Origin of the sequence: Pseudomonas sp. C 49-2 (assembly GCF_003970195.1) — a bacterium.
In the GTDB taxonomy this organism is placed as follows: Bacteria; Pseudomonadota; Gammaproteobacteria; order Pseudomonadales; family Pseudomonadaceae; genus Aquipseudomonas; species Aquipseudomonas canadensis.
The window spans coordinates 42,775-68,745 of record NZ_RXYG01000012.1; the positions used below are offsets into that span (position 1 = coordinate 42,775).

22 protein-coding genes and 1 pseudogene are annotated in these 25,971 nt (G+C 60.8%); 7 read left to right on the forward strand and 16 right to left on the reverse strand.

What is annotated here, in order from left to right:
- Positions 1–78 precede the first annotated feature (78 nt).
- Positions 79–1,779, reverse strand: a complete 1,701-nt coding sequence (locus EJ576_RS22475) for an AMP-binding protein (protein ID WP_126571149.1) — start codon at positions 1,777–1,779, stop codon at positions 79–81.
- Positions 1,780–1,858: 79 nt separating this feature from the next.
- On the reverse strand, positions 1,859–2,041 hold the full coding sequence (locus tag EJ576_RS22480; RefSeq protein WP_126571150.1) for a hypothetical protein: 183 nt from the start codon (positions 2,039–2,041) through the stop codon (positions 1,859–1,861).
- Here EJ576_RS22480 and EJ576_RS22485 point away from each other — a divergent pair.
- Positions 2,040–2,816: an ABC transporter substrate-binding protein gene (locus tag EJ576_RS22485; RefSeq protein WP_126571151.1), complete on the forward strand. Its 777-nt coding sequence runs from the start codon at positions 2,040–2,042 to the stop codon at positions 2,814–2,816. The two genes, EJ576_RS22480 and EJ576_RS22485, sit on opposite strands and share 2 nt — an antisense overlap.
- 32 nt (positions 2,817–2,848) lie before the next feature.
- On the opposite strand, the gene EJ576_RS22490 is transcribed toward EJ576_RS22485, so the two are convergent.
- From EJ576_RS22490 to EJ576_RS22500, 3 genes are read right to left on the reverse strand one after another with little or no spacing between them, the layout of a single operon-like run.
- On the reverse strand, positions 2,849–3,475 hold the full coding sequence (locus tag EJ576_RS22490; RefSeq protein WP_010211240.1) for a transcriptional regulator: 627 nt from the start codon (positions 3,473–3,475) through the stop codon (positions 2,849–2,851).
- The gene (locus EJ576_RS22495; RefSeq protein WP_126571152.1) at positions 3,475–4,608 is read right to left on the reverse strand and encodes an FAD-binding oxidoreductase; all 1,134 of its coding nucleotides are present in this window, start codon (positions 4,606–4,608) and stop codon (positions 3,475–3,477) included. Before EJ576_RS22495 ends, EJ576_RS22490 begins: the two co-directional genes overlap by 1 nt.
- The gene (locus tag EJ576_RS22500; RefSeq protein WP_122724413.1) at positions 4,605–5,549 is read right to left on the reverse strand and encodes an ornithine cyclodeaminase family protein; all 945 of its coding nucleotides are present in this window, start codon (positions 5,547–5,549) and stop codon (positions 4,605–4,607) included. Before EJ576_RS22500 ends, EJ576_RS22495 begins: the two co-directional genes overlap by 4 nt.
- A 187-nt stretch (positions 5,550–5,736) precedes the next feature.
- On the opposite strand from EJ576_RS22500, the gene EJ576_RS22505 reads away from it, so the two are divergent.
- Positions 5,737–6,402: a hypothetical protein gene (locus tag EJ576_RS22505; RefSeq protein ID WP_122724415.1), complete on the forward strand. Its 666-nt coding sequence runs from the start codon at positions 5,737–5,739 to the stop codon at positions 6,400–6,402.
- 1 nt (position 6,403) lies between these two features.
- Here the strand turns inward: EJ576_RS22505 and EJ576_RS22510 are convergent, their stop codons facing one another.
- Positions 6,404–7,342 carry a LysR family transcriptional regulator gene (locus tag EJ576_RS22510; RefSeq protein WP_126571153.1) on the reverse strand — a complete coding sequence of 313 codons (939 nt, stop codon included), beginning with the start codon at positions 7,340–7,342 and terminating at the stop codon, positions 6,404–6,406.
- A 109-nt stretch (positions 7,343–7,451) separates the two neighbouring features.
- On the opposite strand from EJ576_RS22510, the gene EJ576_RS22515 reads away from it, so the two are divergent.
- The 3 genes from EJ576_RS22515 (at position 7,452) to EJ576_RS22530 (ending at position 10,310) form a co-directional block, all read left to right on the forward strand.
- On the forward strand, positions 7,452–8,951 hold the full coding sequence (locus tag EJ576_RS22515; RefSeq protein ID WP_122724419.1) for a CoA-acylating methylmalonate-semialdehyde dehydrogenase: 1,500 nt from the start codon (positions 7,452–7,454) through the stop codon (positions 8,949–8,951).
- A 236-nt stretch (positions 8,952–9,187) separates the two neighbouring features.
- The gene (locus tag EJ576_RS22525) at positions 9,188–9,925 is read left to right on the forward strand and encodes a hypothetical protein (protein WP_158628957.1); all 738 of its coding nucleotides are present in this window, start codon (positions 9,188–9,190) and stop codon (positions 9,923–9,925) included.
- 52 nt (positions 9,926–9,977) lie between these two features.
- Positions 9,978–10,310, forward strand: a complete 333-nt coding sequence (locus EJ576_RS22530; protein ID WP_256656637.1) for a hypothetical protein — start codon at positions 9,978–9,980, stop codon at positions 10,308–10,310.
- Between the two features lie 24 nt (positions 10,311–10,334).
- Here EJ576_RS22530 and EJ576_RS22535 read toward each other — a convergent pair whose 3' ends face one another.
- A complete protein-coding gene (locus EJ576_RS22535) occupies positions 10,335–11,750 on the reverse strand; it encodes an MFS transporter (RefSeq protein WP_126571157.1) in 1,416 nt (471 codons plus the stop codon).
- An 88-nt stretch (positions 11,751–11,838) separates the two neighbouring features.
- Between EJ576_RS22535 and soxR the strand changes: the two genes are divergently transcribed.
- The gene (gene soxR, locus EJ576_RS22540) at positions 11,839–12,291 is read left to right on the forward strand and encodes a redox-sensitive transcriptional activator SoxR (RefSeq protein WP_126571158.1); all 453 of its coding nucleotides are present in this window, start codon (positions 11,839–11,841) and stop codon (positions 12,289–12,291) included.
- Positions 12,292–12,296: 5 nt separating this feature from the next.
- Here soxR and EJ576_RS22545 read toward each other — a convergent pair whose 3' ends face one another.
- The 4 genes from EJ576_RS22545 to xylA form a co-directional block, all read right to left on the reverse strand.
- Positions 12,297–13,433: a sugar ABC transporter permease gene (locus EJ576_RS22545; RefSeq protein WP_126571159.1), complete on the reverse strand. Its 1,137-nt coding sequence runs from the start codon at positions 13,431–13,433 to the stop codon at positions 12,297–12,299.
- The gene (gene xylG, locus EJ576_RS22550; protein ID WP_178083563.1) at positions 13,434–14,981 is read right to left on the reverse strand and encodes a D-xylose ABC transporter ATP-binding protein; all 1,548 of its coding nucleotides are present in this window, start codon (positions 14,979–14,981) and stop codon (positions 13,434–13,436) included. It lies immediately after the preceding gene.
- Positions 14,982–14,986: 5 nt separating this feature from the next.
- Positions 14,987–15,979 (reverse strand): D-xylose ABC transporter substrate-binding protein, encoded by a 993-nt coding sequence (xylF, locus tag EJ576_RS22555; protein WP_122724432.1) that lies wholly within the window; start codon positions 15,977–15,979, stop codon positions 14,987–14,989.
- A gap of 227 nt (positions 15,980–16,206) precedes the next feature.
- Positions 16,207–17,523 carry a xylose isomerase gene (gene xylA, locus EJ576_RS22560; protein ID WP_122724434.1) on the reverse strand — a complete coding sequence of 439 codons (1,317 nt, stop codon included), beginning with the start codon at positions 17,521–17,523 and terminating at the stop codon, positions 16,207–16,209.
- A gap of 138 nt (positions 17,524–17,661) precedes the next feature.
- Here xylA and EJ576_RS22565 point away from each other — a divergent pair, with 138 nt between their 5' ends.
- Entirely contained in the window at positions 17,662–18,837 is a 1,176-nt protein-coding gene (locus tag EJ576_RS22565) for a XylR family transcriptional regulator (RefSeq protein WP_126571160.1), read from the forward strand.
- Here the strand turns inward: EJ576_RS22565 and EJ576_RS22570 are convergent.
- The 5 genes and pseudogenes from EJ576_RS22570 to EJ576_RS22585 form a co-directional block, all read right to left on the reverse strand.
- On the reverse strand, positions 18,834–20,099 hold the full coding sequence (locus tag EJ576_RS22570; RefSeq protein ID WP_122724436.1) for a carbohydrate porin: 1,266 nt from the start codon (positions 20,097–20,099) through the stop codon (positions 18,834–18,836). The genes EJ576_RS22565 and EJ576_RS22570 overlap by 4 nt on opposite strands.
- A gap of 57 nt (positions 20,100–20,156) precedes the next feature.
- Positions 20,157–22,565 (reverse strand): glucose/quinate/shikimate family membrane-bound PQQ-dependent dehydrogenase, encoded by a 2,409-nt coding sequence (locus EJ576_RS22575; RefSeq protein ID WP_126571161.1) that lies wholly within the window; start codon positions 22,563–22,565, stop codon positions 20,157–20,159.
- Between the two features lie 242 nt (positions 22,566–22,807).
- The gene (locus EJ576_RS30305; protein WP_371923953.1) at positions 22,808–23,662 is read right to left on the reverse strand and encodes a methyl-accepting chemotaxis protein; all 855 of its coding nucleotides are present in this window, start codon (positions 23,660–23,662) and stop codon (positions 22,808–22,810) included.
- Positions 23,663–23,671: 9 nt separating this feature from the next.
- Positions 23,672–24,751 (reverse strand): annotated as a pseudogene (locus EJ576_RS30310) (cache domain-containing protein); the annotation flags it as partial.
- Between the two features lie 146 nt (positions 24,752–24,897).
- Positions 24,898–25,788: a bestrophin family protein gene (locus EJ576_RS22585; RefSeq protein ID WP_122724442.1), complete on the reverse strand. Its 891-nt coding sequence runs from the start codon at positions 25,786–25,788 to the stop codon at positions 24,898–24,900.
- Positions 25,789–25,971 lie beyond the last annotated feature (183 nt).

Genomic DNA, 25,971 nt, shown 5'->3' on the forward strand with positions numbered 1-25,971 from the left:
TAGACCAGTGCACAAGGGCTATCTATCCGTTAGTCGATAAGTCGGAGGATCAGGCAAGTATTCAACAGGATTGTGCGACTAGGATTCGGCCGTCGGCCGCACGAAGTCCTCCTCGAAGTGTTCATGCTCACCCCGAGCGTCACTTTGACGCCGCAACACTTCCATCTGGCGCAGTTCTACCCGACGAATTTTCCCGGAAATGGTCTTGGGCAGTTCGGTGACGAATTCGATACGTCGCACACGTTTGTAGGGCGCCAAATGCTCACGGGCGAAGGCGAGGATGTGCCGGGCAAGCTCGGCACTGCCCGGTTCGTCGTGGGCCAGGATCAGGAACGCCTTGGGCACCGCCAGGCGCACCGGGTCGGGGCTCGGCACCACGGCCACTTCCATGACCGCCGGGTGTTCGATCAAGGCGCTTTCCAGTTCGAATGGGCTGATGCGGTAGTCGGAGGCCTTGAACACATCGTCGGCGCGACCGACGAAGGTGATGTAGCCGTCGGCGTCGATCTGCGCGGTGTCGCCGGTGCGGTAGTAGCCATCACGCATGACCTCGGCGGTTTTCTCCGGGCTGTCCTCATAACAGAGCATCAGGCCGAGCGGACGAACGTCCAGGGGCAGGGCGACTTCGCCTTCATTACCAGGATTGCCATCCGGGTCGAGCAGCGCAACCTGATAGCCCGGCAACGGGCGGCCCATGGAACCGGGCTTGAGCACCTGGCCGGGCGTGTTGCCCACCAGGGCAGTGGTTTCCGATTGGCCGAAACCATCACGCAGCGGCAAGCCCCAGGCGTGCTGGATCTGTTCGATGATTTCCGGGTTCAGCGGCTCACCGGCGCCTACCAGTTCGCGCAGGCTCAAGCGTGATTTGTAGCTGGCGAGATCCTCTTGGATCAGCATGCGCCATACCGTGGGCGGCGCACACAGGCTGGTCACGCCGTAGCGTTCCAACGCACTGAGCAAGGCCGGCGCGCTGAACCGCGCGACGTTATGGATAAAGATGCACGCGCCGGCATTCCACGGGGCGAACAGGCAACTCCAGGCGTGTTTGGCCCAACCCGGTGATGAGATATTCAGGTGCAGGTCGCCCGGTTGCAGGCCGATCCAGTACATGGTCGACAGGTGGCCGACGGGGTAGCTCTGGTGGCTGTGCAGCACCATCTTCGGTTTGGACGTGGTGCCGGACGTGAAATACAGCAGCATCGGGTCGGTGGCCAGGGTGCGGCCTTCGGCCTCAAACTGCTCGGGGTGTTCAAAGGCTGCATTGTGCGCGACCCAGCCGGCAGGGGCAGACCCCACACAGACGCGGCTGCAACCGTCCGCCAGCCCGGCGAACTTGTGCACATGCGCTTCACCCACCACCAGGTGACTAACTTGCCCGCGCTCGATGCGGTCGCGCAGGTCATCGGGGTTCAACAACGCTGTGGCAGGGATGACCACCGCGCCGATCTTGAAGGCCGCGAGCATGGTGTCCCACAACGCCACATCATTGCCGAGCATCAACAACACACGATCACCCCGGCGCACGCCGAGGGCGCGCAGGTGGTTGGCCACCTGGTTGGAGCGCGTAGCCAGTTGCTGGAAGCTGTAGCGCTGCTCGCTGCCGTCTTCCTCGACGATCCACAGCGCATCCGCCGCATTGCCCTCGGCCATGGCGTCGAAATAGTCCAGGGCCCAGTTGAATTCGCCCAGTTGCGGCCAACGGAAATCCCGTACGGCGGTGGCGTAGTCGGTGCGGTGAGCGAGCAGAAAATCCCGAGCGGCCAGGAAGGGCTGGGTCATGGTGGCTGTCCTTAATTATTGTTGTGGGACTTTCCCTCGGCTGAACCGAGAGGCTGGACCGAGTATAGGCACGCAGAAATCAGAGCAGAACGCTCAAAAACACCGTTGCGTTGTGCAAAAAAGTCATGGGTGTTGAACCGCCAAGCGGGGTGATTGACGATAAAGACATAAAAGTCCAATATGGAATTATAAGTACAAAAACTGGCTTCATCTCTTTCTTCAGGCTTGCCAAACCAACAACAACTTGCGAGAACACCCCCATGAAGAAGCGCTCCCTTATCACCGCACTGACCCTAGGCCTACTTGCCTCCAGCCATTTGATGGCCGCCGAGAAAACCCTGCGCATCGGCATCGAGGCGGCTTACCCGCCGTTCGCGTCCAAGACGGAAGAAGGCAAGATCGTCGGCTTCGACTACGACATCGGCAATGCGCTGTGCGCGCAGATGAAGGTCAAGTGTGTGTGGGTAGAAGGTGAGTTCGACGGTCTGATTCCTTCCCTCAAGGTGAAGAAAATCGATATGGCCCTGTCGTCCATGACCATCAACGAAGACCGCAAGAAGTCGGTGGATTTCACCCACAAGTATTACTTCACCTCATCGCGGCTGGTGATGAAGGAAGGCGCCGTGGTAGATGACCAATACGCCAGCCTTAAAGGCAAGACCATCGGCGTACAGCGCGCCACCACCACCGACCGGTATGCCACCGAGGTGTTCGAGCCCAAGGGCATCAACGTCAAGCGCTACAGCAATAACGAAGAGATCTACATGGACCTGGCGGCCGGACGGCTGGATGCGATCTTTGCCGACACCATTCCCCTGAATGACTTCTTGCAGATGCCGCGCGGCAAGGGCTATGCGTTTGTCGGCCCGGAACTCAAGGACCCGAAATACGTCGGCGAAGGTGCAGGGATTGCGGTGCGCAAGGGTAATACCGAGTTGGTAGGCGAGTTGAATGCGGCCATCGATGGCATTCGTGCGAGTGGTGAGTACCAGAAGATCTCGCAGCAATACTTCAAATCCGACATCTACGGCGATTGATGCTTAATCTCAAGGGCTGATCCTCCACTTGATCAGCCCTTCAATTCCTTCAAATGCTTGTAGACCGTCGCCCGCCCCATGCCCAGCACATTGGCCACATAGTTCGACGCGCTCTTGCCCTTGAACGCCCCTTCAGCATGCAGCGCCAGCACCAGCTCGCGCTTGTGGTCACGAGTCAGCAGGTTCAGGCTCAACTGGCGCTCGCGCATCCACGCATGCAGGAAGGTATTGATGCGCTCCTGCCAGTCATCGCGAAACAGCGAGTCCGGTTGCGGGATCAGTTTGCTCGGCGACAGGAACAGGTCCAGCGCCGCCTTGGCATTTTCAAACAGTGAGATATTCAGGTTGATGCACAGCACCGCCAGCCGACGACCTTTGTGGTCATGCAGCACGGTACTCAGGCTGCGGATTTTCTGACCGTCCCAGTTGAGCTTTTCGTACGGGCCTATGTTCACATCGCTGACGTCATCACTGAGCATGTCCTCCAGCGCCGAGTCATCACCGATGCTGCGCTTGGACAGATTGTTGGCGATGTAATCGACTTTTTGCGAGCGCAGATCATGCAACACCGCTTCGGCGTGGGGGAAGAACAGCGTGGCGATGGCGTCGGCCATCGCACGGAAGTTCTGCATGACCTTGTCTTGTTCAGCGGTGTTCATCAATGGGGCTCCAGGCGGGCAGGGGAGAGCATACCAGCGTCGAGGCCGAACTGCGTCAGAGCCTCCGGCAGCGGCGCGCCACGCACCAATGCAGCACTGGCCTGGCCCATGGCCGGCGAGGTCTGGATGCCATAGCCGCCTTGTGCCGCAACCCAAAACAGGCCCGGTATCATCGGGTCGAAACCCGATAGCAGATCACCGTCGTGCACAAAGCTGCGCAGGCCGGCCCAGGTACGGGTCGGGCGGCGGATGGTCAGGGTGGTGGCTTCTTCGATCTGGTAGATGCCCATGGCGATGTCCAGTTCTTCGGGCTGGATATCCTGGGGTTCCACTGGATCGGCATTGGCCGGTGAGCCGAGGAACATGCCGGCGTCGGGTTTCATGTAGAAGGATTCGTCCAGTGCCACCAGCATTGGCCAATGGTGGCTGTCGATGCCTTCGGGACCGGCGAAGATGAACGCCGAGCGCCGCTTGGGCTGCAAGCCGATAGATGCGGCGCCGGCGAGCCCGCCGATATGGTCGGCCCAGGCCCCGGCAGCGTTGATGATGACGTGCGCGGTATGGGTTGTGTCTTGGGTTTGCACGTGCCAGATGCCGTCAGCGTCGCGGCTCAAACCGAGCACATGACTGTCGATGCGCACTTCGCCGCCGTTGCGGCGGATGCCACGCAGATAGCCCTGGTGCAGGGCGTCGGTATCGATGTCGCTGGCGGTGGGGTCATACAGCGCCCCGTGGACTTTTTCGCGGCGAAGGATCGGCAGTTTCGCACAGGCTTCGTCGGCGCTGAGCAGTTCCACCTGAGCCACGGTGGCCTTGGCACTCAGGTACTGGGCGTTCAACTCGGCTGCATCGCCAATGAAATCCACCGTCATCTCGCCGCGTGGCGTGAGCAATGGATGTTCGCAAAAGCCTGGCGGCGGGTTGTCGAAGAACTCGCGGCTGGCCAGGGTCAGCGCGCGTACCTGCGGCGTGCCATAAGCGGCGGTATACAGGGCAGCAGAACGCCCGGTGGAGTGATACGCCGGGTGGCTTTCGCGTTCCAGCACAATCACCTTGCCGTGCTGCGACAGCCAGAACCCCGTGGAAGCACCGGCAATGCCGCCGCCGATGATGATGAAGTCTGCGTGGCTCATAGTTGTCTCCAGAGGGCATTGGCCAGTGCGATGTCTTCCAGGCCCAGGCCGATGGAGCGGAAAAATACGTGGCGGTCGTAGGACGGGCGCTGGACGTGGTCGCTGAGCAGTTCGGGCAGGTCGCCGACCACAGCGCGCGGGTCCCAATCGTGTTGTTCAGCGGCGATCAGCATTTCACCGGCTGAGCCTGGGGTGGTCTGGCGATAATCGCAGAAAACCTGCATGCCGTTGAGGGACTGCGGCGGTACTTCATGGGCGCGCGGGGCGTTGGTGCTGATGGAAGTGATCAACGCCGGTTTGCTCAGGCGCGTCGGGTCGAGCACCGGCCCGGCTGACGAGGTGCACAGCAGGATCACGTCGGCGTCTTCTACCGCCTCATCACAGCTCTTGGCGATGACCACACGTGGGTCCAGGCTTTTGAGCTGCTCGATGGTCTCGGCGGGCGCCTTGGCCAGGCTTGGCGAATACACACTGATGTTCTGCCAATCCCTGAAATCCTTCGCATAGTGCAAATGCGCTTGCGCCACCTTGCCACTGCCAATAACCGCCAAACGCCGCGCGGCTAAAGGCGCCAACGCATCCACCGCCAGTGCAGTCGTAGCGGCCGTACGTGCCGTGGTCAACTCGGCGGCATCGCACAGCAGCAGTGGCTGGCCGGTCTGCATTGACATCAACAAGGTCCATGCGGTCACCAGTGGCCCTTGCTCACGCATGATATACGGCGAGGTCTTGACCCCGTACACCCCATCCTCGGCCAGCACGCCCAGGTAATTGATGAAGTCGCCAGCCGCTTGCGGGAACTCCACCAGTTGCTGCGCAGGCTGTACTGCTTGCCCGGCCGCCAGGTCATGGAACAGCTTGCGCAGGATCTGCGGCACATCGATTTTGGCGAGCAGTTCGCGGGCCTGGGCCTGGTGGATCACGTGAGGTGTGCTAGGCATGGGGATCTCAGATTTTGAACTTATTTGTCCATTATGGACTTTTTGTTCCGTCTGGCAATATCCCTTGGGCAACAACTGTCAGGCCAGCCATACCTATGATCGCGAAAAAGTCTAGCGACCTGTCAAATGTGACAGGTTACGGCATTCCGGCGATACCGTAGGTTCAGGAAGACTCAGGGAGAGAAAAATGAAACTTCAAACCGTATTCGCTGGCCTCGTCTTTGCTGCTTTGTCTTCATTGTCATCGGCTCAATCCCTCGGATGGAATGACCCGGATATCAGCGATGGGTCATGCACCTATCCTCCACCTATCGCATTTCCCACTCACATTGTTAACACGCTCAAGGGGCTTGGGCTGGGTTTCAGAGTTTATTTACCGTATGGAAATAAGGCGTACTTTCGGTGGGTTTACCAAAAGGTAAACGGTGGTAATCCTGCGACAAACGAGGCTGACATTTTATTAACCCAGCCTAGAGTTCGATTCCCCGACTTGCTTGCGATCCTTTCGTTGGCGGTAGGGTTAGTTGATGTGTATGGACCTTTTCCAACTGGCAAGTGGTATGAGGTACGCGCCATTCCAGTAAATTTCATCGCTACAGACCTACTCGTCAGTATTGTTAACCCCAGCCCGGGAGCGGCACCTTTTGGATTTGGAGGTGAGGTCATTCCGTCACGCTACATCTGGGCTGATTCTTTAGCACTTGTCGAGTGGCACTGTTTTGAAGGAGACGTTCAGGTAGTCAATGTCATCTCTTTGAATCCCACACTGACCAGCCAACAAATTTCAGCCATTGCAAGCTTCCTGCAAGGTTATGGCTTCCAATCCAAGAACTTAATGACGATGCCTTATTAAGTCACCCAAAGAACTTGAACCCACCCGACAATTTTCCCTTAAGAAACTCCACCAACACACTCACCGCCTTCGGCACATGCGGCGAATACGGCCGGATCAGGTAGATCTCATCGGCAAACGCGCCCTTGAGCATCCAGCCCTTGAGCACCTGCACCAACTTGCCGCTGGAAAGGGCGGCATGGGCGCTGAAATCCGGCAGCAGGGCGATGCCCAGGTGGTTGAGCGCCGAATCGCGCAAGGCTTCGCTGTTATTGGTGGCGAAGCTGCCGGAGATCGGCACGGTGAGGCGTTCGACGTTTTTAGTGCCGCGCTCGAAGGTCCAGGCGGGCTGGTCGGTGCCGCGCGGGTAGAACAGGCAGTTATGCGCGGACAGGTCGCCGGGCTCGCGCGGTTCGCCGTGGCGTTGCAGGTAATCCTGGGTGGCCACCAGCACCGAGCCGGTGTCGCACAGCTTCCAGGCCACATGGGTTTCCGGCACTTGGAAACCGTGGCGCACGGCCAAGTCGTAGCCCTCGGCGGCCAGTGAACTCAGGGCATCCGACACATCCAATTGGATACGCACCTGCGGGTACTGCTGCAAAAATTCCGACAGATGCGGCACCAGTTGCTGACGGGCAAACGCGACAGGCGCTGTCAGCCGCACCAGCCCGCGAATCTCCCCGACCGAATCGCGCACTGACGAGAAGCTGCGGGCGATCTGTTCATAAGCGCTGCGCACTTCGCGAGTCAACGACAGTCCTGCATCGGTCAACCGGACGCTGCGCGTGGTGCGCGTCACCAGCCGCGTGCCGGTGGCCTTTTCCAGGTCGGAAATACGCTGGCTCACGGCGGACTTACTGACACCCAGGCGTGCGGCGGCGGCGGTGTACGTGCCTTGCTCCTCCAGTACTGACAGCCAGTGGATATGGGTCCACAGCCCCTCGATCTCAGCCTTTTCCATGATTGTATTGTTCGCCAGTATGGACAATAAGTTCTGGATTATGCTCTGGTTTGGAACAAATCTAAAGCCTATCGTGATGCCCATCGCTACTCACCTGGGATCTGCTGCCATGACCACCACCATCGAGCACTACATCAACGACCAGCGCGTATCCCGCGATGATCGCTATCAGGACGTCTTCAACCCGGCCACCGGCGAAAAGACCGGACGCGTCGCCCTGGCCAGCCGCCAGACCGTGTCCGAAGCCGTCGCCGCCGCCCAGGCCGCGTTCGCCGGTTGGGCCGACACGCCGCCGATCCGCCGCGCCCGTGTGCTGTTCGAATACCTGCATCTGCTGCGTGAACGCAAGGACGACCTGGCGCGCATCATCGTCGCTGAACACGGCAAGGTCTTCACCGACGCCCAGGGCGAAGTTGACCGTGGCATCGACATCCTCGAATTTGCCTGCGGCATTCCGAACCTGCTCAAGGGCGAACACTCTGATCAGGTTTCCCGTGGCATGGACAACTGGACCCTGCGCCAGCCCCTGGGCGTAGTGGCCGGTGTCACGCCGTTCAACTTCCCGGTGATGGTGCCCATGTGGATGTACCCGATCGCCATCGCGGCAGGCAACACCTTCATCCTCAAGCCAAGCCCGACCGACCCAAGCGCCTCGCTGTTCATGGCCGAACTGCTGCGTGAAGCCGGCTTGCCAAAAGGTGTGTTCAACGTGGTTCAAGGCGATAAGGAGTCAGTGGACGCGCTGATCGAACACCCGGACGTCAAGGCCCTGAGTTTCGTTGGCTCTACCCCGATCGCCCAATACATCTACGAAACCGGCGCCCGTAACGGCAAGCGCGTACAAGGCCTGGGTGGTGCGAAAAACCACATGGTGGTGATGCCTGACGCCGATATCGAAAAAACTGTCGATGCCCTGATGGGCGCCGCCTACGGCAGTGCCGGCGAGCGCTGCATGGCCATCTCCGTAGCGGTGCTGGTAGGCGATGTGGGCGACAAAGTCATCGCCGCCCTGACCGAACGCGCCAAGCAACTGCGCATCACCGACGGTCGCGATTTGAAAGCCGAGATGGGTCCGATCGTGTCCCGTGCGGCGCTGGAACGCATCAGCGGCTATATCGAACAAGGCGTGCAGGCTGGCGCACAATTGCTGTTGGATGGGCGTGACTATGTGCCCACTGAAGCAGGCCTGGAAAACGGCTTCTGGCTGGGCGCGACGCTGTTCGACCATGTGACCAAAGAAATGAGCATCTACCGCGAAGAAATCTTCGGCCCGGTGCTGGCCTGCGTGCGTGTGAATGACTTCGCCGAGGCCATCAAACTGGTCAATGATCACGAGTTCGGCAACGGCGTGAGCTGCTTCACCCGCGACGGCAACATCGCCCGTGAATTTGCGCGGCGCATCGAAGTGGGCATGGTCGGCATCAACGTGCCGATCCCGGTGCCGATGGCGTGGCATGGCTTCGGTGGTTGGAAGAAGAGCTTGTTTGGCGACATGCATGCATACGGTACGGAGGGTGTGCGGTTCTACACCAAGCAGAAGTCGATCATGCAACGCTGGTCGGAAAGTATTGAGCAGGGCGCGGAATTCGCCATGCCAGTCTCCAAATAACTAAAGCCAGTACGCGGTCAACTGTGGGAGCGGGCTTGCCCGCGATAGCGTGGTATCAGTCAGCACATCGGGTACTGATACACCGCTATCGCGGGCAAGCCCGCTCCCACATTTTTTTAACCCGTCTCCAGCAGATGCTCCAGCGCCAGGAGCGGGGTGCTTGCTCTACTCAGAGGAACTTGGCACGCTCACCCAGCGAGCGACACAGTCAAGTCAATCAATAGGGAAATGCTACGTTGAGCTGGGTAAAATTCGGAACACTGCTGGCCTTGCCGGGGGCACTGCTGTCAATCCTGAGCATGTATATGGTTTTCAAGGACGACAACAAACTCGAGGCCGATCTTTCCTACCAATACGACAGTGCGCCACGTCTATTCACCGAGCGCTTGGGTACGATTTCTGAACACCTCAAGTACACACGTCTGTATGACGACATCAAGAATGCCGGCAACGGTGCGCTCAGCCACGAACAGATCAATAAGATCGTTGACCTCAGCCAGGCACCCTATCTGGCTTTATTCGAGGCGCCGTTCGAACGCGGGCCCGACCATTACCCTGTCAGGCTGGTGATCACGCTCAGGAATACCGGCAGCAAGGTGATCAAGGAGGTCCACGTCAAACTGCCAGCGAAAGGCGTCGTTCAGATCAGGGACGATTCACGCATAGATACCCTCAAACCGGATTTGATGAGCAGCGTGGAGATTCCGGCGATTGTGCAAAACGGCGTCTACAGGATCTGGGTTTATTTTCAAGGTGATCTGGAAACGCTCAGGGAGAAAGACGTACACATCGGCTACAGCGATGGCGTGGCACAGGTTCGAGTATCTGAGGATGTCATTGGCCTTGACGCGTATATGGCCCGATACGGCGTTTTCTGGTTGGCTGTCCTGACGCTGGTTTACTTGTTGCTGGTCGCCATCTACATGCTGATTTCGGCTTACAAAGAAGATGAAACCAGCCCTGCGTCACGATAAATGACTTTTCAGGCATGGAATGGCTCCCTGCCACCGTCCATTGGAGAACGCTTTGAAAGCAACCATGGGTATCGCCTTGTTGGGCACGTTGCTGGCCGGTTGTGCGCCGTCTTATTCGGTATGGACGGACGGCATGAATGCGTTTGTCGGCACGCGCTTCGATGCCCACCTCTATGACGATTGCAGTCGCGGCTGTGGCGATTCCTATTGGTCCCCGGTCAACAAGAAAAAAGTCTATGACCAGGTTGTGAAGGAGGGCGACAGCCAGCGCTACTTCGTGACCTGGATCCGCGACTGTCGATACTCCGTGCTCGTCTCGGGTGAGGGCATTATCCAGTCGTGGCGCTATGAGAATGAAGACCGTAGCAGCTGTTACGTTTTTTAGTCGGCTGTCAAGAATCAGCGGCCGCTAACCGATCGGTTGAACGACCCGCCTGGCAATCAGAATACCCATCACCGGCGCCAGCGCAAACACCCCAAACAACCAAACCGCGGCGCTTGCTGTGCCTTCAATGCCGCCGGGTTCAGTGAGGCCCGCGATGTTCGCTACCATGCCCGCCAGTGCTGCGCCAAACGCAGTGGCGAACAGTTGCACCGTGGTAATCGACGCAGAAGCCAGGTCCTGTTCGCCTGCGGGTGCCACCTGGAACACTCGGGTCAGCAAGTGCGGCCACGCCAGACCTACCCCCAGGCCGATCAGGGCAAGGGCCAGGCAAATTGGCGTAAGCGTCTGCGCACCGCCATCGCTTTCGCGAGGCATTAAAAGCGCCAGCGCCAGCATGCCCACAACACCCAGGATCGGCCCAGCCAGGATCGCCAGGCGAACATTCCTGCCCGTCATTCCCGCGCTGGCGATTGACCCCAGCGTCCAACCGGCCGCCATCAGTGCTGCAAGATAACCGGCTACCAGCGGCGTTTGGTGGTGCAGAACTTGAAGAAACAACGGCACAAAGATTTCGCCACTGGTCACGGCGACCGCCAACAACGACATCGTGGCGTACAGCGCGCCAAGCGCAGTGGTGAGTCGAAAGGCTCCAGCGGGCAACAGTCGATGGCGGGCCCGGCTTTCTGTGATGATCAGCAGCACAGTGAGCATCGCTGCCGCGGCGAGCCCCAGAAGGTTCAGGGGCAGGGTGGAAGAGACACTGCCGGCCGACACCGCCAGTACCGCTGCCGTCAGTAACCACAACTGAGCGAGCGGCAACGGTGTGGGTTCAGCGCTATCAGGGCTGCGCCTAGGCAGCACTGCCGCGGCCAGCATTGCGAACAACCCGGCCACGGGAATCAACGACCAGAATGCCGCCCGCCAGATGCCCAGCTCGGCAAACACGCCGCCCACCGCTGGCCCAACCAGCGTCGCGACCCCCCACATCCCCGAGACCAACGCCATTGCGCGTGGCCACAAGTGTTCATCGAACACCATTCGAATCATCGCGTAAGACAGAGCGAACAAGAACCCACCGCCCAGGCCCTGTACCAGCCGTCCGACCAGCATCACGGGCATGGAAGGTGCAAATGCGCAGGCCAATGCCCCGCCGGCGAACACCAGGCTGGCAAACAGGTAAGCCCCGCGCGGCCCCAGGCGGCCAAGCAAGCGCGCAGACAACGCCGAACCGAGGATCGAGGCGGCGACAAACAGCGTGGTATTCCAAGCGTAATAGTCGATGCCGCCGATGTCTTGGACCACTGACGGCAGAATCGTGGTGGCGATGTAGACGTTGATCGCATGCAGCACCACGCCGCCTGCCAGGGCCAGTGACCTTACGCCGTTTGCACCCGACAGCAAGGCGGACCAGTTGGAGGGAGAGGTTTGTGTGGTATTCATGGAGACTCCATGTCAAAGGAATGAAGGCTTGCCAGGACAGGCCGACACTCTTTATAAGACCTCATGTATAGATGAGGTCAAGCCGCCGATGGAACCGAAAATCGATGTGCACATCCCCCTCGGGGTAGGCGAGTTGGCGCGGCGTAGCGGGGTGACCGTGGCGACTGTGCATTTTTACGAAGCCAAGGGCTTGATCCACGGGCAACGCAGCCCGGGCAATCAGCGCCGCTATCATCGTGATGTCCTTCGTCGCATTGCTGTGATCAAGGTGGCGCAGCGCGCGGGAATTCCATTGGCAACCATCAAGGCTGCGCTTGAGCAACTGCCGTCGGGGAGACCGCTGACGGCCAAGGATTGGACGCAGCTTTCCACACATTGGCGAGACATGTTGAATGAGCGAATCAACAGCCTCACGCAACTGCGCGACCAACTCGACGGATGCATTGGCTGCGGGTGTCTCTCCCTGGATGACTGCCCGCTGCGCAATCCGGCGGATCGGTTGGGGCAGGTGGGGGACGGGGCGGTGTTGCTCGGCAAGTGAGACGGTCAGCGTCTGACGGTACGTGTGCTCACATCCACCCAAACCGCCAACACCAAAATGCTGCCCTTCACAATCATCTGCCAGTAACTGTCCACATCCAGCATCGACATCCCATTATCCAGACTGGTGATCACCAATGCCCCGAGCAACGCGCCGTACACCGTGCCCGAGCCGCCGCGCATGGAGGTGCCGCCAATAAAACACGCGGCGATGGCATCCAGCTCGCCCATGCTCCCCGCCGACGGCGAGCCGGCCGCCAGGCGAGCCGTGTTGACCAACCCGGCCAGGGCACACATCACGCCCATGATGCCGAAGATCCACAACTTCACCGCCTGCACGTTGATCCCGGACAAACGTGTAGCTTCCATATTGCTGCCCACCGCGTACACGCGACGGCCAAATACGGTCTGGCTGGTGACGTAGCTGAACACGCCCAATAACACCAGCAGCAGCAAGACGGGCACGGGAATCCCGTCGTAGCTGTTGAGGGTCGTGACGAAGCCAGCCAGTACGGCGCCGATCACCGCCACGCGCACCAGGTCACGCGTCAGCGAGTGCGCAGTCAGACCATGCAGCGCTCGATTACGCCGCTGCTTCCAGGTCAAAAAAAGCGTGAGCGCGAACAATAGAGCACCCAGGCCGATACCTACCGAATGCGGCAAATATCCCTGGCCCACATACACCAGCGACGGTGAAACCGGCGCAATGGTGGTGCCGCCGGTAATCCCCAGCAGAATCCCGCGAAACGCCAGCATCCCCCCCAAGCCGACAATGAACGACGGGATCCGCAGGTACGCCGTCATGTAGCCGTTGGCCAGCCCGATCATCAAGCCGCACAGCGCCACCAGGCTCAAGTTGGCGAGCAATGGAATGTGATAAACCACATCCAGAATCGCCGCCAACCCGCCGAGCAAGCCCAGCAATGACCCCACCGACAAGTCGATCTCGCCGCTGATAATCACCAGCACCATGCCGCACGCCAGAATCCCGGTGATCGACATCTGCCGGAGCAGGTTGGACAGGTTGCGCGGTGTAAGGAAGCCACCCTCGGTCTGCCAGCTGAAAAACACCCAGATCACCGCCACGGCGATGACCAGGGCGAGCATTTTGTAGCGGGTGAAAAGGTGTTTGACCTGATTCATCTACGCGGTCTTCCGATCATTATTGTTGTGTTGGCTGAGCGCGGCGGCGAGCACCTGTTCCTGGGTGAGCCCCTTGTTGACGAAGTCACCGCGCAACTGGCCGTCGCCGATCACCAGCACGCGGTCGGAAACGCCGAGGACTTCGGCCAGCTCCGATGAAACCATGATGATCGCCACGCCTTCGGCCGCCAGCGCGCCCATCAACTTGTAGATCTCGTATTTGGCGCCCACGTCGACGCCGCGTGTGGGTTCGTCGAGGATCAGTACCTTGGGCTTGGCCATCAGCATTTTCGCCAGCACGGCCTTTTGCTGGTTGCCGCCGGACAGGCTGGTGATCGGCAGGAACGGGCTGGCGGTCTTGAGGTGCATGCGCGCGATCTGCTGGTCGATGCTGCCCAGTTCGGCCTCGGCGTCGATGCGGGTCAGGTGCGCGTAGGTGTCGAGCACCGCCAGGGTGATATTCTGGCCCACGCCCAGGTCGGGGATGATGCCCTGACGCTTGCGATCCTCGGGCACCATGCACAGCCCGGCGCGGATCGATTTGAGCGGCGTGCGCGTGTCGATCACCTGGCCGTCCAGCCACACCTCGGCGTTGTAGCGGCCAGGGTAGGCGCCGAACAGCGCCGACACCAGTTCCGTACGCCCGGCGCCGACCAGCCCGGCGATGCCGAGGATCTCCCCGCGCTTGAGCACAAACGACACGTCGTCCACGCGCTTGCGCTTGGGGTTGTCCACGTCATGACAGGTGACGTTGCGCGCTTCGAAAATCACCTCGCCCACCTCGTGCGGTTCGGTGGGGTAGAGGTTGCTCATCTCGCGGCCGACCATCTGGGTGATGATCTTCGCGATGTCCATGTCGGCCATGGCGGTGGTTGCGATGTGCTTGCCATCGCGGATCACTGCGATGGTGTCGCACACTGCCGCCACTTCATCGAGCTTGTGGGAGATGTACACGCAGGCCACGCCCTTGGCCTTGAGGCCACGGATGATGTCCAGCAGCACCTCGATTTCCGAGCGGGTCAGGGCCGAAGAGGGCTCGTCAAGGATCAGCAGCCGCGCCTTCTTGTTCAGGGCCTTGGCGATTTCCACCAGTTGCTGGTAGCCGCCGCCGTACTGCGACACCGGCAGCGCCACGTTCATGTCCGGCACCTTGAGCTCACGCATCAGCGCTTCGGCGCGGTGGAGCATGGCTGGATAGTTCATGCGCCCACCCGGCAAGGTCAGTTCGTGACCCATGAAGATGTTTTCGGCCACCGACAGGTCGGGCACCAGGGTCAGCTCCTGGTGGATGATCACGATGCCGGCGGCCTCGGTTTCGCTGATGGAGTGGGCCTTGAGCGCCTGCCCGTCCCAGAGGATTTCGCCCTCCCAGGTGCCGTGCGGGTAAACCGCCGACAGCACCTTCATCAAGGTGGACTTGCCGGCACCGTTTTCGCCGCACAGGCCGACACATTCCCCCGGTCGCACCTGGAGGTCGATGCCGTTGAGGGCGTTGATACCGCCAAAGGTTTTGACGATGCCGTTCATTTGCAGCAGGTAGTCGGACATGGCGGTCACTGCCCGGCAATCTGCTCTTTGGTATAGAACCCGTCCTTTTCCAACAGATCGATATTGGCCTTGGTCAGCGGTGTCGGGGTGAGCAGAATGGTGTCGACCTTTTTGCTGCCGTTGTCGTATTGCGAGCTGTAGGTGGGTTTCTCATTGCGCGCCAGTTGCACGGAGAGCTTGGCGGCTTCCGAAGCGATCAGCTTGAGCGGCTTGTACACCGTCATGGTTTGGGTGCCGTCGATCACGCGCTTGATCGCGGCCAGGTCGGCGTCCTGCCCGGAGATCGGCACCTTGCCCGCCAGTTTCTGCGCGGCCAGGGCCTGGATCGCACCGCCAGCGGTGGCGTCGTTGGAGGCGACGATGGCGTCGATTTTGTTGTTGTTCCGGGTCAGGGCGTTTTCGACGATGCTCAGGGCTTCGGTGGGGTTCCACTCTTTGACCCACTGCTGGCCGACCACCTTGATATCGCCCTTGTCGATGGCCGGTTGCAGCACCTTCATCTGGCCTTCGCGCAGCACCTTGGCGTTGTTATCGGTGGGCGCGCCGCCGAGCAGGAAGTAGTTGCCCTTGGGCGCCGCTTGCAACACGCCGCTGGCCTGCATTTCGCCGACTTTTTCGTTATCGAAGGAGATGTAGGCGTCGATGTCCGCGTTGAGAATCAGGCGGTCGTAGGACACCACCTTGATCCCGGCTTTCTTGGCTTCGGCGACGGCGTTGGTGAGCACGGTGGCGTTGAACGGCACGATGACGATCACGTCGACGCCACGGGAAATCAGGTTTTCAATCTGCGAGATCTGCTTCTGCTCGTTGGCATCGGCCGATTGCACGAAGACCTTGGCGTCGAGTTTTTCTGCAGCTGCGACGAAGTAGTCGCGGTCGCGGGACCAGCGTTCCAGGCGCAGGTCGTCGATGGAAAAGCCGATTTTCGGGTGGGCTGAGTCGGCCATGACTGGCAGGGCAAGCAGGGCCAGGGCAGTGGCGATGAGTGTACGTTTCATGATTGTGCGTCCTTTTATTGTTGTTGGAAGACTCTAGACAAACACTGTATCTGTGGTGAGCGGGCTTGCCCCGCGCTGGGCTGCGAAGCAGCCCCAAAACCAGGCACCTCAGAGTGTCAGGTAAAAACACATCGCCTGCAGTGGGGCCGCTACGCGCCCCAGCGCGGGGCAAGCCCGCTCACCACATACAAGCCAACACCCCACAGGCAAGCCTGCTCGCCACAGTGCTAGCGGTAGATAAAGCGGTTCACAACACCTTCAAGCATTTCCTGCCGCCCACTCACCGCCTGCGGGTTCAGTTCCTGGGCAAACGCATGCTCAGCCAGTGATTCCAGGCTGAACTCACCCGCCAGCACGGCCTGGCCCAACGGTTGCTGCCAGCCGGCATAACGCTGGTCCTTGAACTGCTGCAACCGGTCGTTCTCGACCATCGCCGCCGCGCGTTCCAGTGCCAGGGCCAGCACATCCATGGCCGCCACATGCCCGTGGAACAAGTCCACATCGTCCAGGCTCTGGCGACGCACCTTGGAGTCGAAGTTATAGCCGCCGTTCTTAAAACCGCCAGCCTTGAGGATTTCATAGGTGGCCAGGGTCATCTCTTCGACGCTGTTGGGGAACTGATCCGTATCCCAGCCGTTCTGCGGGTCGCCTCGGTTGGCGTCGATACTGCCGAAGATCCCCAGGGACACGGCGGTGGCAATCTCATGATGAAAGCTGTGCCCGGCCAGGGTCGCGTGGTTGGCCTCGATGTTTACCTTGATCTCCTGTTCCAGGCCGTATTCATGCAGGAAGCCAAACACCGTGGCGCTGTCGTAATCGTATTGGTGCTTGGTCGGTTCCTGGGGCTTGGGTTCGATCAGCAGGTCGCCCTTGAAGCCGATCTTATACTTGTGTTCCACCACCATGCGCATGAATCGCCCCAGTTGTTCGCGCTCGCGCTTGAGGTCGGTGTTGAGCAGGGTTTCATAACCTTCGCGGCCACCCCACAGCACATAGTTGGCGCCCTTGAGCCGCAGGGTTGCATTCATCGCGCTGAAAACTTGGGCAGCGGCGTAGGCAAACACCTCCGGGTCCGGGTTGCTGGCGGCGCCGGCGGCAAAGCGCGGGTTGCTGAAGCAGTTGGCAGTGCCCCAAAGAAGCTTGATCCCGGTCTGTTCCTGATGGCGCTCCAGGTGATCGACCATCTGCGCAAAGTGGTGGCGGTATTCCTTGAGCGAGCTGCCTTCGGGGGCGACGTCCGTGTCGTGAAAGCTGTAGTAGTCGATGCCCAGCTTGGAGAAAAATTCGAAGGCGGCGTCTGCCTTGCCGATGGCCAATTCCATCGGGTCGCCGCTGCGCTGCCACGGCCGCTTGAAGGTGCCCACCCCAAACATATCTGCCCCTGGCCAGACGAAGGTGTGCCAATAACAGGCCGCCATGCGCAAGTGTTCGCGCATGGGTTTGCCGAGGATGAGCTTGTTGGCGTCGTAATGGCGAAAGGCGAGGGGGGCATCGCTATTGGGGCCTTCGAAGCGAACCTTCTCGACACCGGGGAAGTACGGCATGGCGTTTTCCTTATTGTTCTTGGCGGTGGCTCGATACTAGCAACGGCGTGCGGCCTGCCGATTACGAAAATCACCAAGAGACGGTGCGATTTTGCGTGGCAGGGACTAGTCTGTTTTGATCGGCCCAGGACAACAACAATGAAAACCCTACCGCCCGTGCACCGCATTGCCTTGCTGTTCAACGGCAGCAAAATCTACGACCGTGGCATCATCGCCGGCATCGGCAATTATCTGAGCAGCACTCGCGCCTCCTGGGACTTGTTTCTGGAAGAAGACTTTCTGTGCCGCCTCAAAGGCATCGAGCGCTGGCAGGGCGATGGCATCATTGCCGACTTCGACGACCCGCTGATTGGCGAGGCGCTGGCCGGGAGCAAGGTGCCGGTGGTGGCGGTGGGGGGTTCCTACGAGGATGCGCGCGCCTATCCCAAGGGCATTCCCTACGTGGCCACGGACAACTATGCGTTGATCAAGTTGGCCTACGAACATTTGATCGAGGCCGGCCTGACTCGGTTTGCCTGTTTCAGCCTGCCTGAAGCCCAGGCCAATCGCTGGGCCCAGGAGCGTGAAAAAGCCTTTCGCCGCCTGCTGCAACGGGACGGTTTGCAGGTCGAGGTCTATCGTGGGCTGGGCACCAGTGCGCCGCTGTGGGACAGCGCCGTCGAACAGCAAATCGCCTGGCTGCACAGCCTGCCAAAACCCATCGGCATCATCGCCGTCACCGACGCCCGCGCGCGGCAGTTGCTGCAAGCGTGTCTCACGGCAGGGATTGCCGTGCCGGAAGAGGTGGCGCTGATCGGCATCGACAATGATCCGCTGACCCGAACCCTCACACGGGTGCCGTTGAGTTCGGTGATCCAGGGTACGCAAACCATGGGCCGTACCGCCGCCGCGTTGCTGCATCAGATGTTGCACGGCAAGCCTTGTAAGGCGGAGCAGATCCTGGTGCCGCCGGAGGCAATCAATGTGCAAGCGTCCAGCCTGCATCAGCCCTTGGGCAATCCGTATGTGATGCAGGCGTTGTTGTTTATCCGTCAGTACGCGTGCCAAGGGATCAAGACAGCCCAAGTGGCGGGGTACGTGGGGATATCGCGTTCATCCCTGGAGTCGCATTTTCGCAAGGAACGCGGGTGCAGCGTGCATGACGAGATCCTGCGCTTCAAACTCGCCGCGGCCGCCAAGGGCCTGCAGAATCAGGCCCTGGCGATTGCCGATATTGCGCAAAGCTGCGGCTTCAAATCCGCGCAGTACCTGCACACGGTGTTCCGCCGCGAGTTTGGATGTACGCCACGCGAGTATCAGCAGAGTGAGGCCTAGAACACGGCCTTGACTTGCAAGCCCAGCACCAGCGCGTTGTCGATGTTCTCGCCTGAGAACGCCCCCGGTTCGAGGATGTATTGCACATCCGGGCGCAGGGTCAGCCAGGGCGTGGCCTGGTAGCCGTAGCTGAGTTCGATCAGCTGTTCTGCATTGTTCAGGTCGGGGTAGTCGTTACCGGCGTTGAACGCGGCCAATTCCTGCACCTCGCGGCTGCGGGGGTTGGGTACGGCGCGACCATAACCCAGGGCCAGGGTGTCACGCGGCCGGCCTTCGAACGGTTTGTACAGCACCACGCCCGCGCCATACCATTTGCTGAACGGCGAGGCCGCTTCACTGGCGGCGGAGTATTGGCCGAAGGCGTGCAGCACGCGGCCAGCGGAGGAGTCGGAAGCCCAAACGGCCTGGTCGATCAGCAGGTAGTGACCGCCGCGACCACTGACCTCCTTGTTGCTGCCGATGCGTTTCACGTCGGAGCTGTCGTAGTAATAGCCCAGCTTGTATTCACCCGGCAGGTTGCCCGCGTGTTTGTAAACCAACTCGATCGGCACCACGGTGCCGGTAGTGTGTTTGGGGCTCAGCTTCCAGGCGCGGCTGGAATTGCCGTTGCTTTCCGGGTCCACGTTGAACGCGGCGACGCGCAGTTGCCAGTTGGGGGCGAAGTCGTATTTCACTCGCGCACCCAGGCGCGCATTCGGGTAGTTGGTCCAGCCACTGCCGCCGGACATATTCAGCGGGTGCCCGCAGAAACCGGCGTTCATGAAGTTGCACAGGATCCCGCTGTCCAGGCCGCCGAGGTCGTTGCCCATGGCCATGTAGCCGAGCTTGACGTTGAGTGCCGGGGTAAACAGGGTGCGCTCGTAGCTCAGCTCGGTCAGGCGCGTGTAGAGGCCGCCGTAGTTTTCCTGGATTGGCAGGCGGTTGCCCACCAAATCCTCGGAAGCGCTGTTGCCACGACGGTCGTTGATAGTGACTTGGATGCGATCGCCATTATTGAAGCCATACAGCTTGCCCAGGTCGAACTGCACGCCCAGCTTGAGGTTCTGCGAGTAACGCGCAGAACGGTGCTGGCCGCCGTGAGCGTTGTAGGCGGTTTCGCCGCTGTAGTCGCCGGTAAAACGGATGCCTTGCGCGTCGAGTTCACGGCGCAGGCCGCCCCAGTCGCCGGTCAGGGTGGTGTCATCGGCTTGCACGGGCAGTGCGGCGCCCAGGGCCAGGCCCAGCAACAGGCGCCCAAGGGGAATAGGAGAAGTGGGGGTCATGCGGGTTCTTCCAGACAGAAGGCGCGGCGCCGGGGGAGGCGCCGCGCGAACAGGGGGTTATGGCAGGGCGTAGGCGATCACGTAGTCGCCACGGTCGGTGGACTGGCGTGCGCCGCCGGCGGTGATGACGATGTATTGCTTGCCGGTTTTCGGCGACACGTAAGTCATCGGGCCACCTTGGCTGCCCACGGGCAGGCGGGCTTTCCAGACTTCATCACCGTTGCCGCTGTTGAAGGCGCGCAGGTAGAAGTCCTGGGTGCCGGCGATGAAGATCAGGCCGCCCTGGGTCGACAAGGTGCCGCCGAGGGTCGGCAGACCGATCTTGATCGGCAGGTGCATGCGGATCCCCAGCGGACCGGTGTCCTCAACAGTGCCGACCGGCACTTGCCAGGCGACCTTTTGCGTCTTCATGTCGATCGCGGTCAGGGTGCCGAACGGCGGCGCCTGGCACGGAATGCCGGCCACCGACAGGAAGCGGTTCTTGTTCACGGCATACGGCGTGCCCTTGAGCGGCACGGCGCCCATGCCGGTGTTCAGCGCTTCGCCACCGGACGCGGCCTGGGCCTTGTTCTGCGACGGCACCATCTGGATCCACAGGCCCAGGCGCATGTCATTGACGAAGATAAAACCGTGTACTGGGTCGGTGGAAATGCTGCCCCAGTTCATGCCGCCCAGGGAGCCTGGGAAACTCAGGGATTTGTCGGTGCCCGGCGCGGTGTACAGGCCGTCGTAGCGCATGCCCTTGAAGTCGATGCGGCACAGCAATTGGTCAAACGGCGTGGCGCCCCACATGTCCGATTCAGTCAGGGTTTGCGCGCCGATCTGCGGCATGCCCACTGATTTTGGCTGGGTCGGCGAGTAGGGTTCGTTAGGGATGTTGGCGGCCTTGACTGGGACTTCCTGCACGTCAGTCAGCGGTTTGCCGGTGGCGCGGTCGAGCACGTAGATCTGCCCGGCCTTGGTGCCGATCACCACGGCAGGCACGGCTTTGTCGCTACCTGGCGGCGTGAAGTCGATCAGGCTTGGCTGCATCGGCAGGTCGAAGTCCCACAGGTCATTGTGGACGGTCTGGTATACCCACTTCTCTGCGCCGGTGGAGGCGTCCAGCGCCAGCACCGAAGCGCCGTATTTATGGTTGAGCTGGGTGCGTTCCACGCCATAGATGTCGGTGGACGAGCTGCCCATCGGCAGGAAAACCGTGTTCATCAGCGGGTCGTAGGACATCGGCGCCCAGCTGTTCGGGGTGCTGCGCACATAGGTGCTGCCGTCGGCCGGGGCTTTTTTGTCTTCCGGGTTGCCCGGGTCGAACGCCCAGCGCATCTGGCCGGTGATCACGTCGAAGCCACGGATCACGCCGCCGGGCATGTCGGTTTGCACGTTGTCGGCCACGCGGCCGCCCACCACTACGGTGGTGCCGGCGATCAGCGGTGCCGAGGACAGTTGGTAGTAGCTGTCCGGCACGTTACCCAGGCCGGCTTTCAAATCCACTTGGCCGTGGGTGCCGAAGTCCTCGCAGAACTTGCCGGTGTCGGCGTCCACGGCGATCAGGCGTGCATCGATGGTATTGGTCAGCAAGCGACGCTGGCACTGCGCGCCGGCGGGAACGCTGGCGGCAATGATCGGCGAGCTGTTGGGCTGGGTCGGCTGGGCAATCGGCGCGGTGGCGTCGAAATACGCCATGCCACGGCAGCGCTGCCACACCGCCGATTTGGCGTTGACTTCATTCTTCCACAGCTCTTTGCCGGTGTCGGCGTCCAGGGCGATCAGGTTGTTGTGCGGCGTGCAGATGAACACCTTGTTACCGATCTGCAGGGGCGTCAGCTGGTCTTCGGCACCGTTGCCGTCGCTGATGGCCACGTCGCCAGTGTGATAGGTCCAGGCCACTTTGAGCTTATTGACCGTGTCACGGTTGATCTGGTCCAACGCGGCAAAACGGCTGCCGCCTTCGGTGTTGCCGTAGTGCGCCCAGTCTTTCTGTGCGTCGGCTGCAGCCACCGGGGTGATGCCAGGGCCGGCGCCGGTCGGTGCCACGCTTGGGTGGGCGACGAACATATTGCCTGCCGCGACTGCTACGCCCACCGCCAGTACGGCAGCCACCGCATAGGCGCCGCGTGCAGGCCGGTTGACGAGCAGCGGGTACACCAGCGCCACCACCATGCCAATGGCCGCAAACATGAATACGCGGGAGAACAATGGCCAGAATGCCAGGCCCACATCCGCCACGGCCCAAATGGCCGTGCCGATCAGGAAGGCTGCGAACAACCACGCACCGGCCGGCTTGCGGCCGGCGATCAACAGCCCGGCGATCGCCATGATTGCGCCGCCGATCAGGAAGTACCAGGAACCTCCCAGACTGACCAGTTTGACGCCGCCAATGGCCAGCGCGAGGCCGAGCAGGGCGATGATCACGCCCAGGCCCAGCAGTAAGAATCTAGAGGCGCCAGCGGCGCGCGATGCTCGTTTCATGTCGAAAAGACTCGAATGTGAGAGGGCAAAGACGCGATTTTAGCAAGATAAGTAACTGGTTAGTACATTAGAGTCCTGCAATAGACTATTACAGGTGCTGCGATGATGGCGTGTGGCTAAATGTCGCCTAGGGTCTGATGTGATACTTAAAGGCGCACGCGACTTGTAGTGAGCGGGCTTGCCCCGCTCACCACAGCAAGCCCGCTCGCCATAAATTGTTGCTCTGCGCACTAGCGGGTTTGTTAGAACTTGAACCGGCCCACCAACCCCTTGAGCTGAGCCGAAATATCCGTCAACCGACCTGATCCGGTCTGCGCCGAGTGGGCAAAGCCTTCGACCAGTTGCGCGTCGGCATGGATTTGCGCGATGTGGCGGTTGATCTCCTCGGCCACTTGGTGCTGTTCCTCGGCGGCGGTGGCGATCTGGGTGTTCTGGTCGCGGATCGAGTCCACCGAGCCGCGGATCTTGTCGAAGCTGTCGCGGGCCTGCTGGATACGTTCCACGCTGGTGTGGGACACCAGGAGACTGCCTTGCATCTGCTGCGTCACTTCCTGGGTGCGACGAGCGAGGTTGCCGAGCAGGCTGTCGATCTCGCCGGTGGAGTCTGCGGTACGGCGGGCGAGGGCGCGGACTTCGTCGGCGACCACGGCGAAACCTCGGCCCTGGTCCCCAGCGCGCGCCGCCTCGATCGCCGCGTTCAGCGCCAGCAGGTTGGTCTGTTCGGCAATCGAACGGATGGTGTCGAGGATGGTGTTGATGTTTTTGCTGTCCTGCTCCAGCAACTGCATGGTCTGGGTCGACTTCTGCAGGTCTTCGCTGAGCTTGAGCACGCTGCCGGTGGCTTCACCGATGTGGTGCTGGCCGTCGTGCACGTCGCGGTAGCCTTCGTCGGCACTGGTGGCGGCGGCGCTGCAAGAACGGGCGACTTCGTTGGCGGTGGCCACCATTTCGTTGAACGCGGTGCTTACCAGCTCCACGGCTTCGCGTTGTCGGCCGGCGGCCTGGTTCATGTTGTTGGCGACTTGGCTGGTGTCGGCGGCGGCGGTCTGCAGGTCCGACGAGGCGTTGCCGATACGCTGCACCAACTGGGCGATCATGCTCAGGAACTGGTTGAACCAGCCGGCCAGGCTGGCGGTTTCGTCGTTGCCTTGTACCTTGAGCTGACGGGTCAGGTCGCCTTCACCTTCGGCGATCTCTTGCAGGCCGTCGGCCACGCCGCGAATCGGCCGTACGATGACGCTGGCAAAGCTGGCGCCGACCACCGCGAACACCAACGCCAATACGGCGGCGATGGCCGCGATCAACCAAGTCAGGCGGGTGGCGCCGGCCATGACTTCGTCACGCTTGATCAGGCCGATAAAACGCCAGCCCAGGTCTTTGGAGCTGACCATATTGGCCATGTAGGCCACGCCATCGATCTCGATCTGGGTCACGCCGTCGCCGCGCTTGGCCAGTTCGGCGTAGTTCGGGCCCAGGTCGGCCAGGGGTTTGAAGTTGTGCTTGGCATCGCTGGGGTCCACCAGCACGTTGCCGTTGGCTTCCACTAGCATCAGGTAGCCGCTGTCACCGAGCTTGATGTTGCGCACCAGTTCGGTGAGCTGCTTGAGCGACACGTCCAGGCCGACCACACCGAGGATATTGCCGGTGGCATCCGCGACGGTGTGCACGGTGCCGATCAGTGTCACGTCGTCCGGCGCCCAATAATAGGCACCGGTGCGCACGGTCTTGCCCGGCGCGGCGATGGCTGCTTGGTACCAGGGCCGTACGCGTGGGTCGTAATTGTTGAGTTTGGTGTCGTCGGGCCAACTGGCGTAGCCGCCGTCTTTCAAGCCCAGGGACAGGTAGGCGGTGCTCGGATGGCTCTTGGCGAACTGGTCGAAAATTTCCAGCAGTTCTTTATTGGTGGGGGTGAGGGGGATTTGGGCTGCGTCGGCGCCGGCGTAGCTCTTGAGGTCTTTGGCCGCGACAACGCGCGGGTCCTTGGCCACATAATCGACGTTCTGGCTGATGCCCTCGAAGAACTGCTTCATGCCATTGTCGATCTGGCGGATCTCACGGCCGCTGCTGTCGAGGAAATTGGCCTGGGCCCCCTCGCGCAGATTCAGCACAACCAGTACTGCGACCAAAATAACCGGGACGCACGCGATGGCGGCAAACGCCCAGGTCAGCTTTTGCTTGATATTCATGACTTCACCCGCGGGTATTTATAATTTTTGGCAAGGAGAAAACAGTGGCGTCGAGCGTCGCATGTGTTGTTTTGAGGTGGGTGTGGCCCATGCGTACTCCCTGTGTATCGACTGCGGGAGCACGCACTTGAGGGCCAAAGGAGGGTTTAACCGATACGCTCGCCACCCAGCGCATCACGCTGCATCGACTGCAGGTTTTTTTCGATGGTTTCGCAGATGGTTTCCATCTGGATCTGGTGTTCGCTGGAGTTGAACGGGCTTTGCAAATCGGTGCCAATGCGCTCGATGGCCAGTAGCATGAAACCCACCACCGTCGAGGCCAGCGGGGTGAACCAGCCCAGGGACTCCACCAGGCCCACCGGCACGATCAGGCAAAACAGCGAGATAAACAGGCGCGGGAAATACACGTAGGGGTAGGGCAGTGGAGTGTTGGCGATCCTCTCCATGCCGCCCTGGGCGTTGGACAAGTCCACCAGGGTCGACTCCAGCCGCGCCAGGCGGATGCTGTCGAGGTGGCCGGCCTTGTATTCCTTGGCCAACAGCGCGGCAGAGCCGGTGAGGATGTCGTTGGCGAAGTTGTTGGTCGCGCCATTGCGCGCGAACTCTTCGCTGGGAATGAAGGCGCGGACTTCTTCAGGGCATGGCTCGCCCTTGAGGTGGGCGGCCAAGCAGTTCACGTACGCCACATGGCGGCGCAACAGGGTGGCCTTGACCGGGTTGACTTCGCCATCAGGGTCGTCCAGCAGCGTCAATACCTGACGGGCAAAACTGCGCGAGTTATTGACCATCGCACCCCACAGCGTGCGTGCTTCCCACCACCGATTGTAGGCGCTGCTGTTACGGAAACTGATCAGCACCACCAGCGCCGAACCCAGCAGGGTCAGGGGCATCAGCGGTAAATTGATCTTGGCGGTGAGAAACAGCATGAAGTCCACGGTAACGGCGACGTCCCACAGCAACAGCCAGAACAGCGCCCAGCCCACGTAGCCCATGGTCTTGATGATCAGGCGGTACTTTTTGAGGATGGCAGCTTTCAAACGAAGACCTCGAGGCGAGCGGTAAGCAACAGTGCCTTAGCTCGGACGCCGTTTGGTGGGTAAGGTTCGCCCCGCAGACTGAAACGTTTAAGTCAACTTGGCTGGATTTGGCTTGCACCGCCTGGCTTTCGAGTGCGCTGGCGATATGTAAGTAAATGTCACAAGGGTTTTGCTGGTCACCCA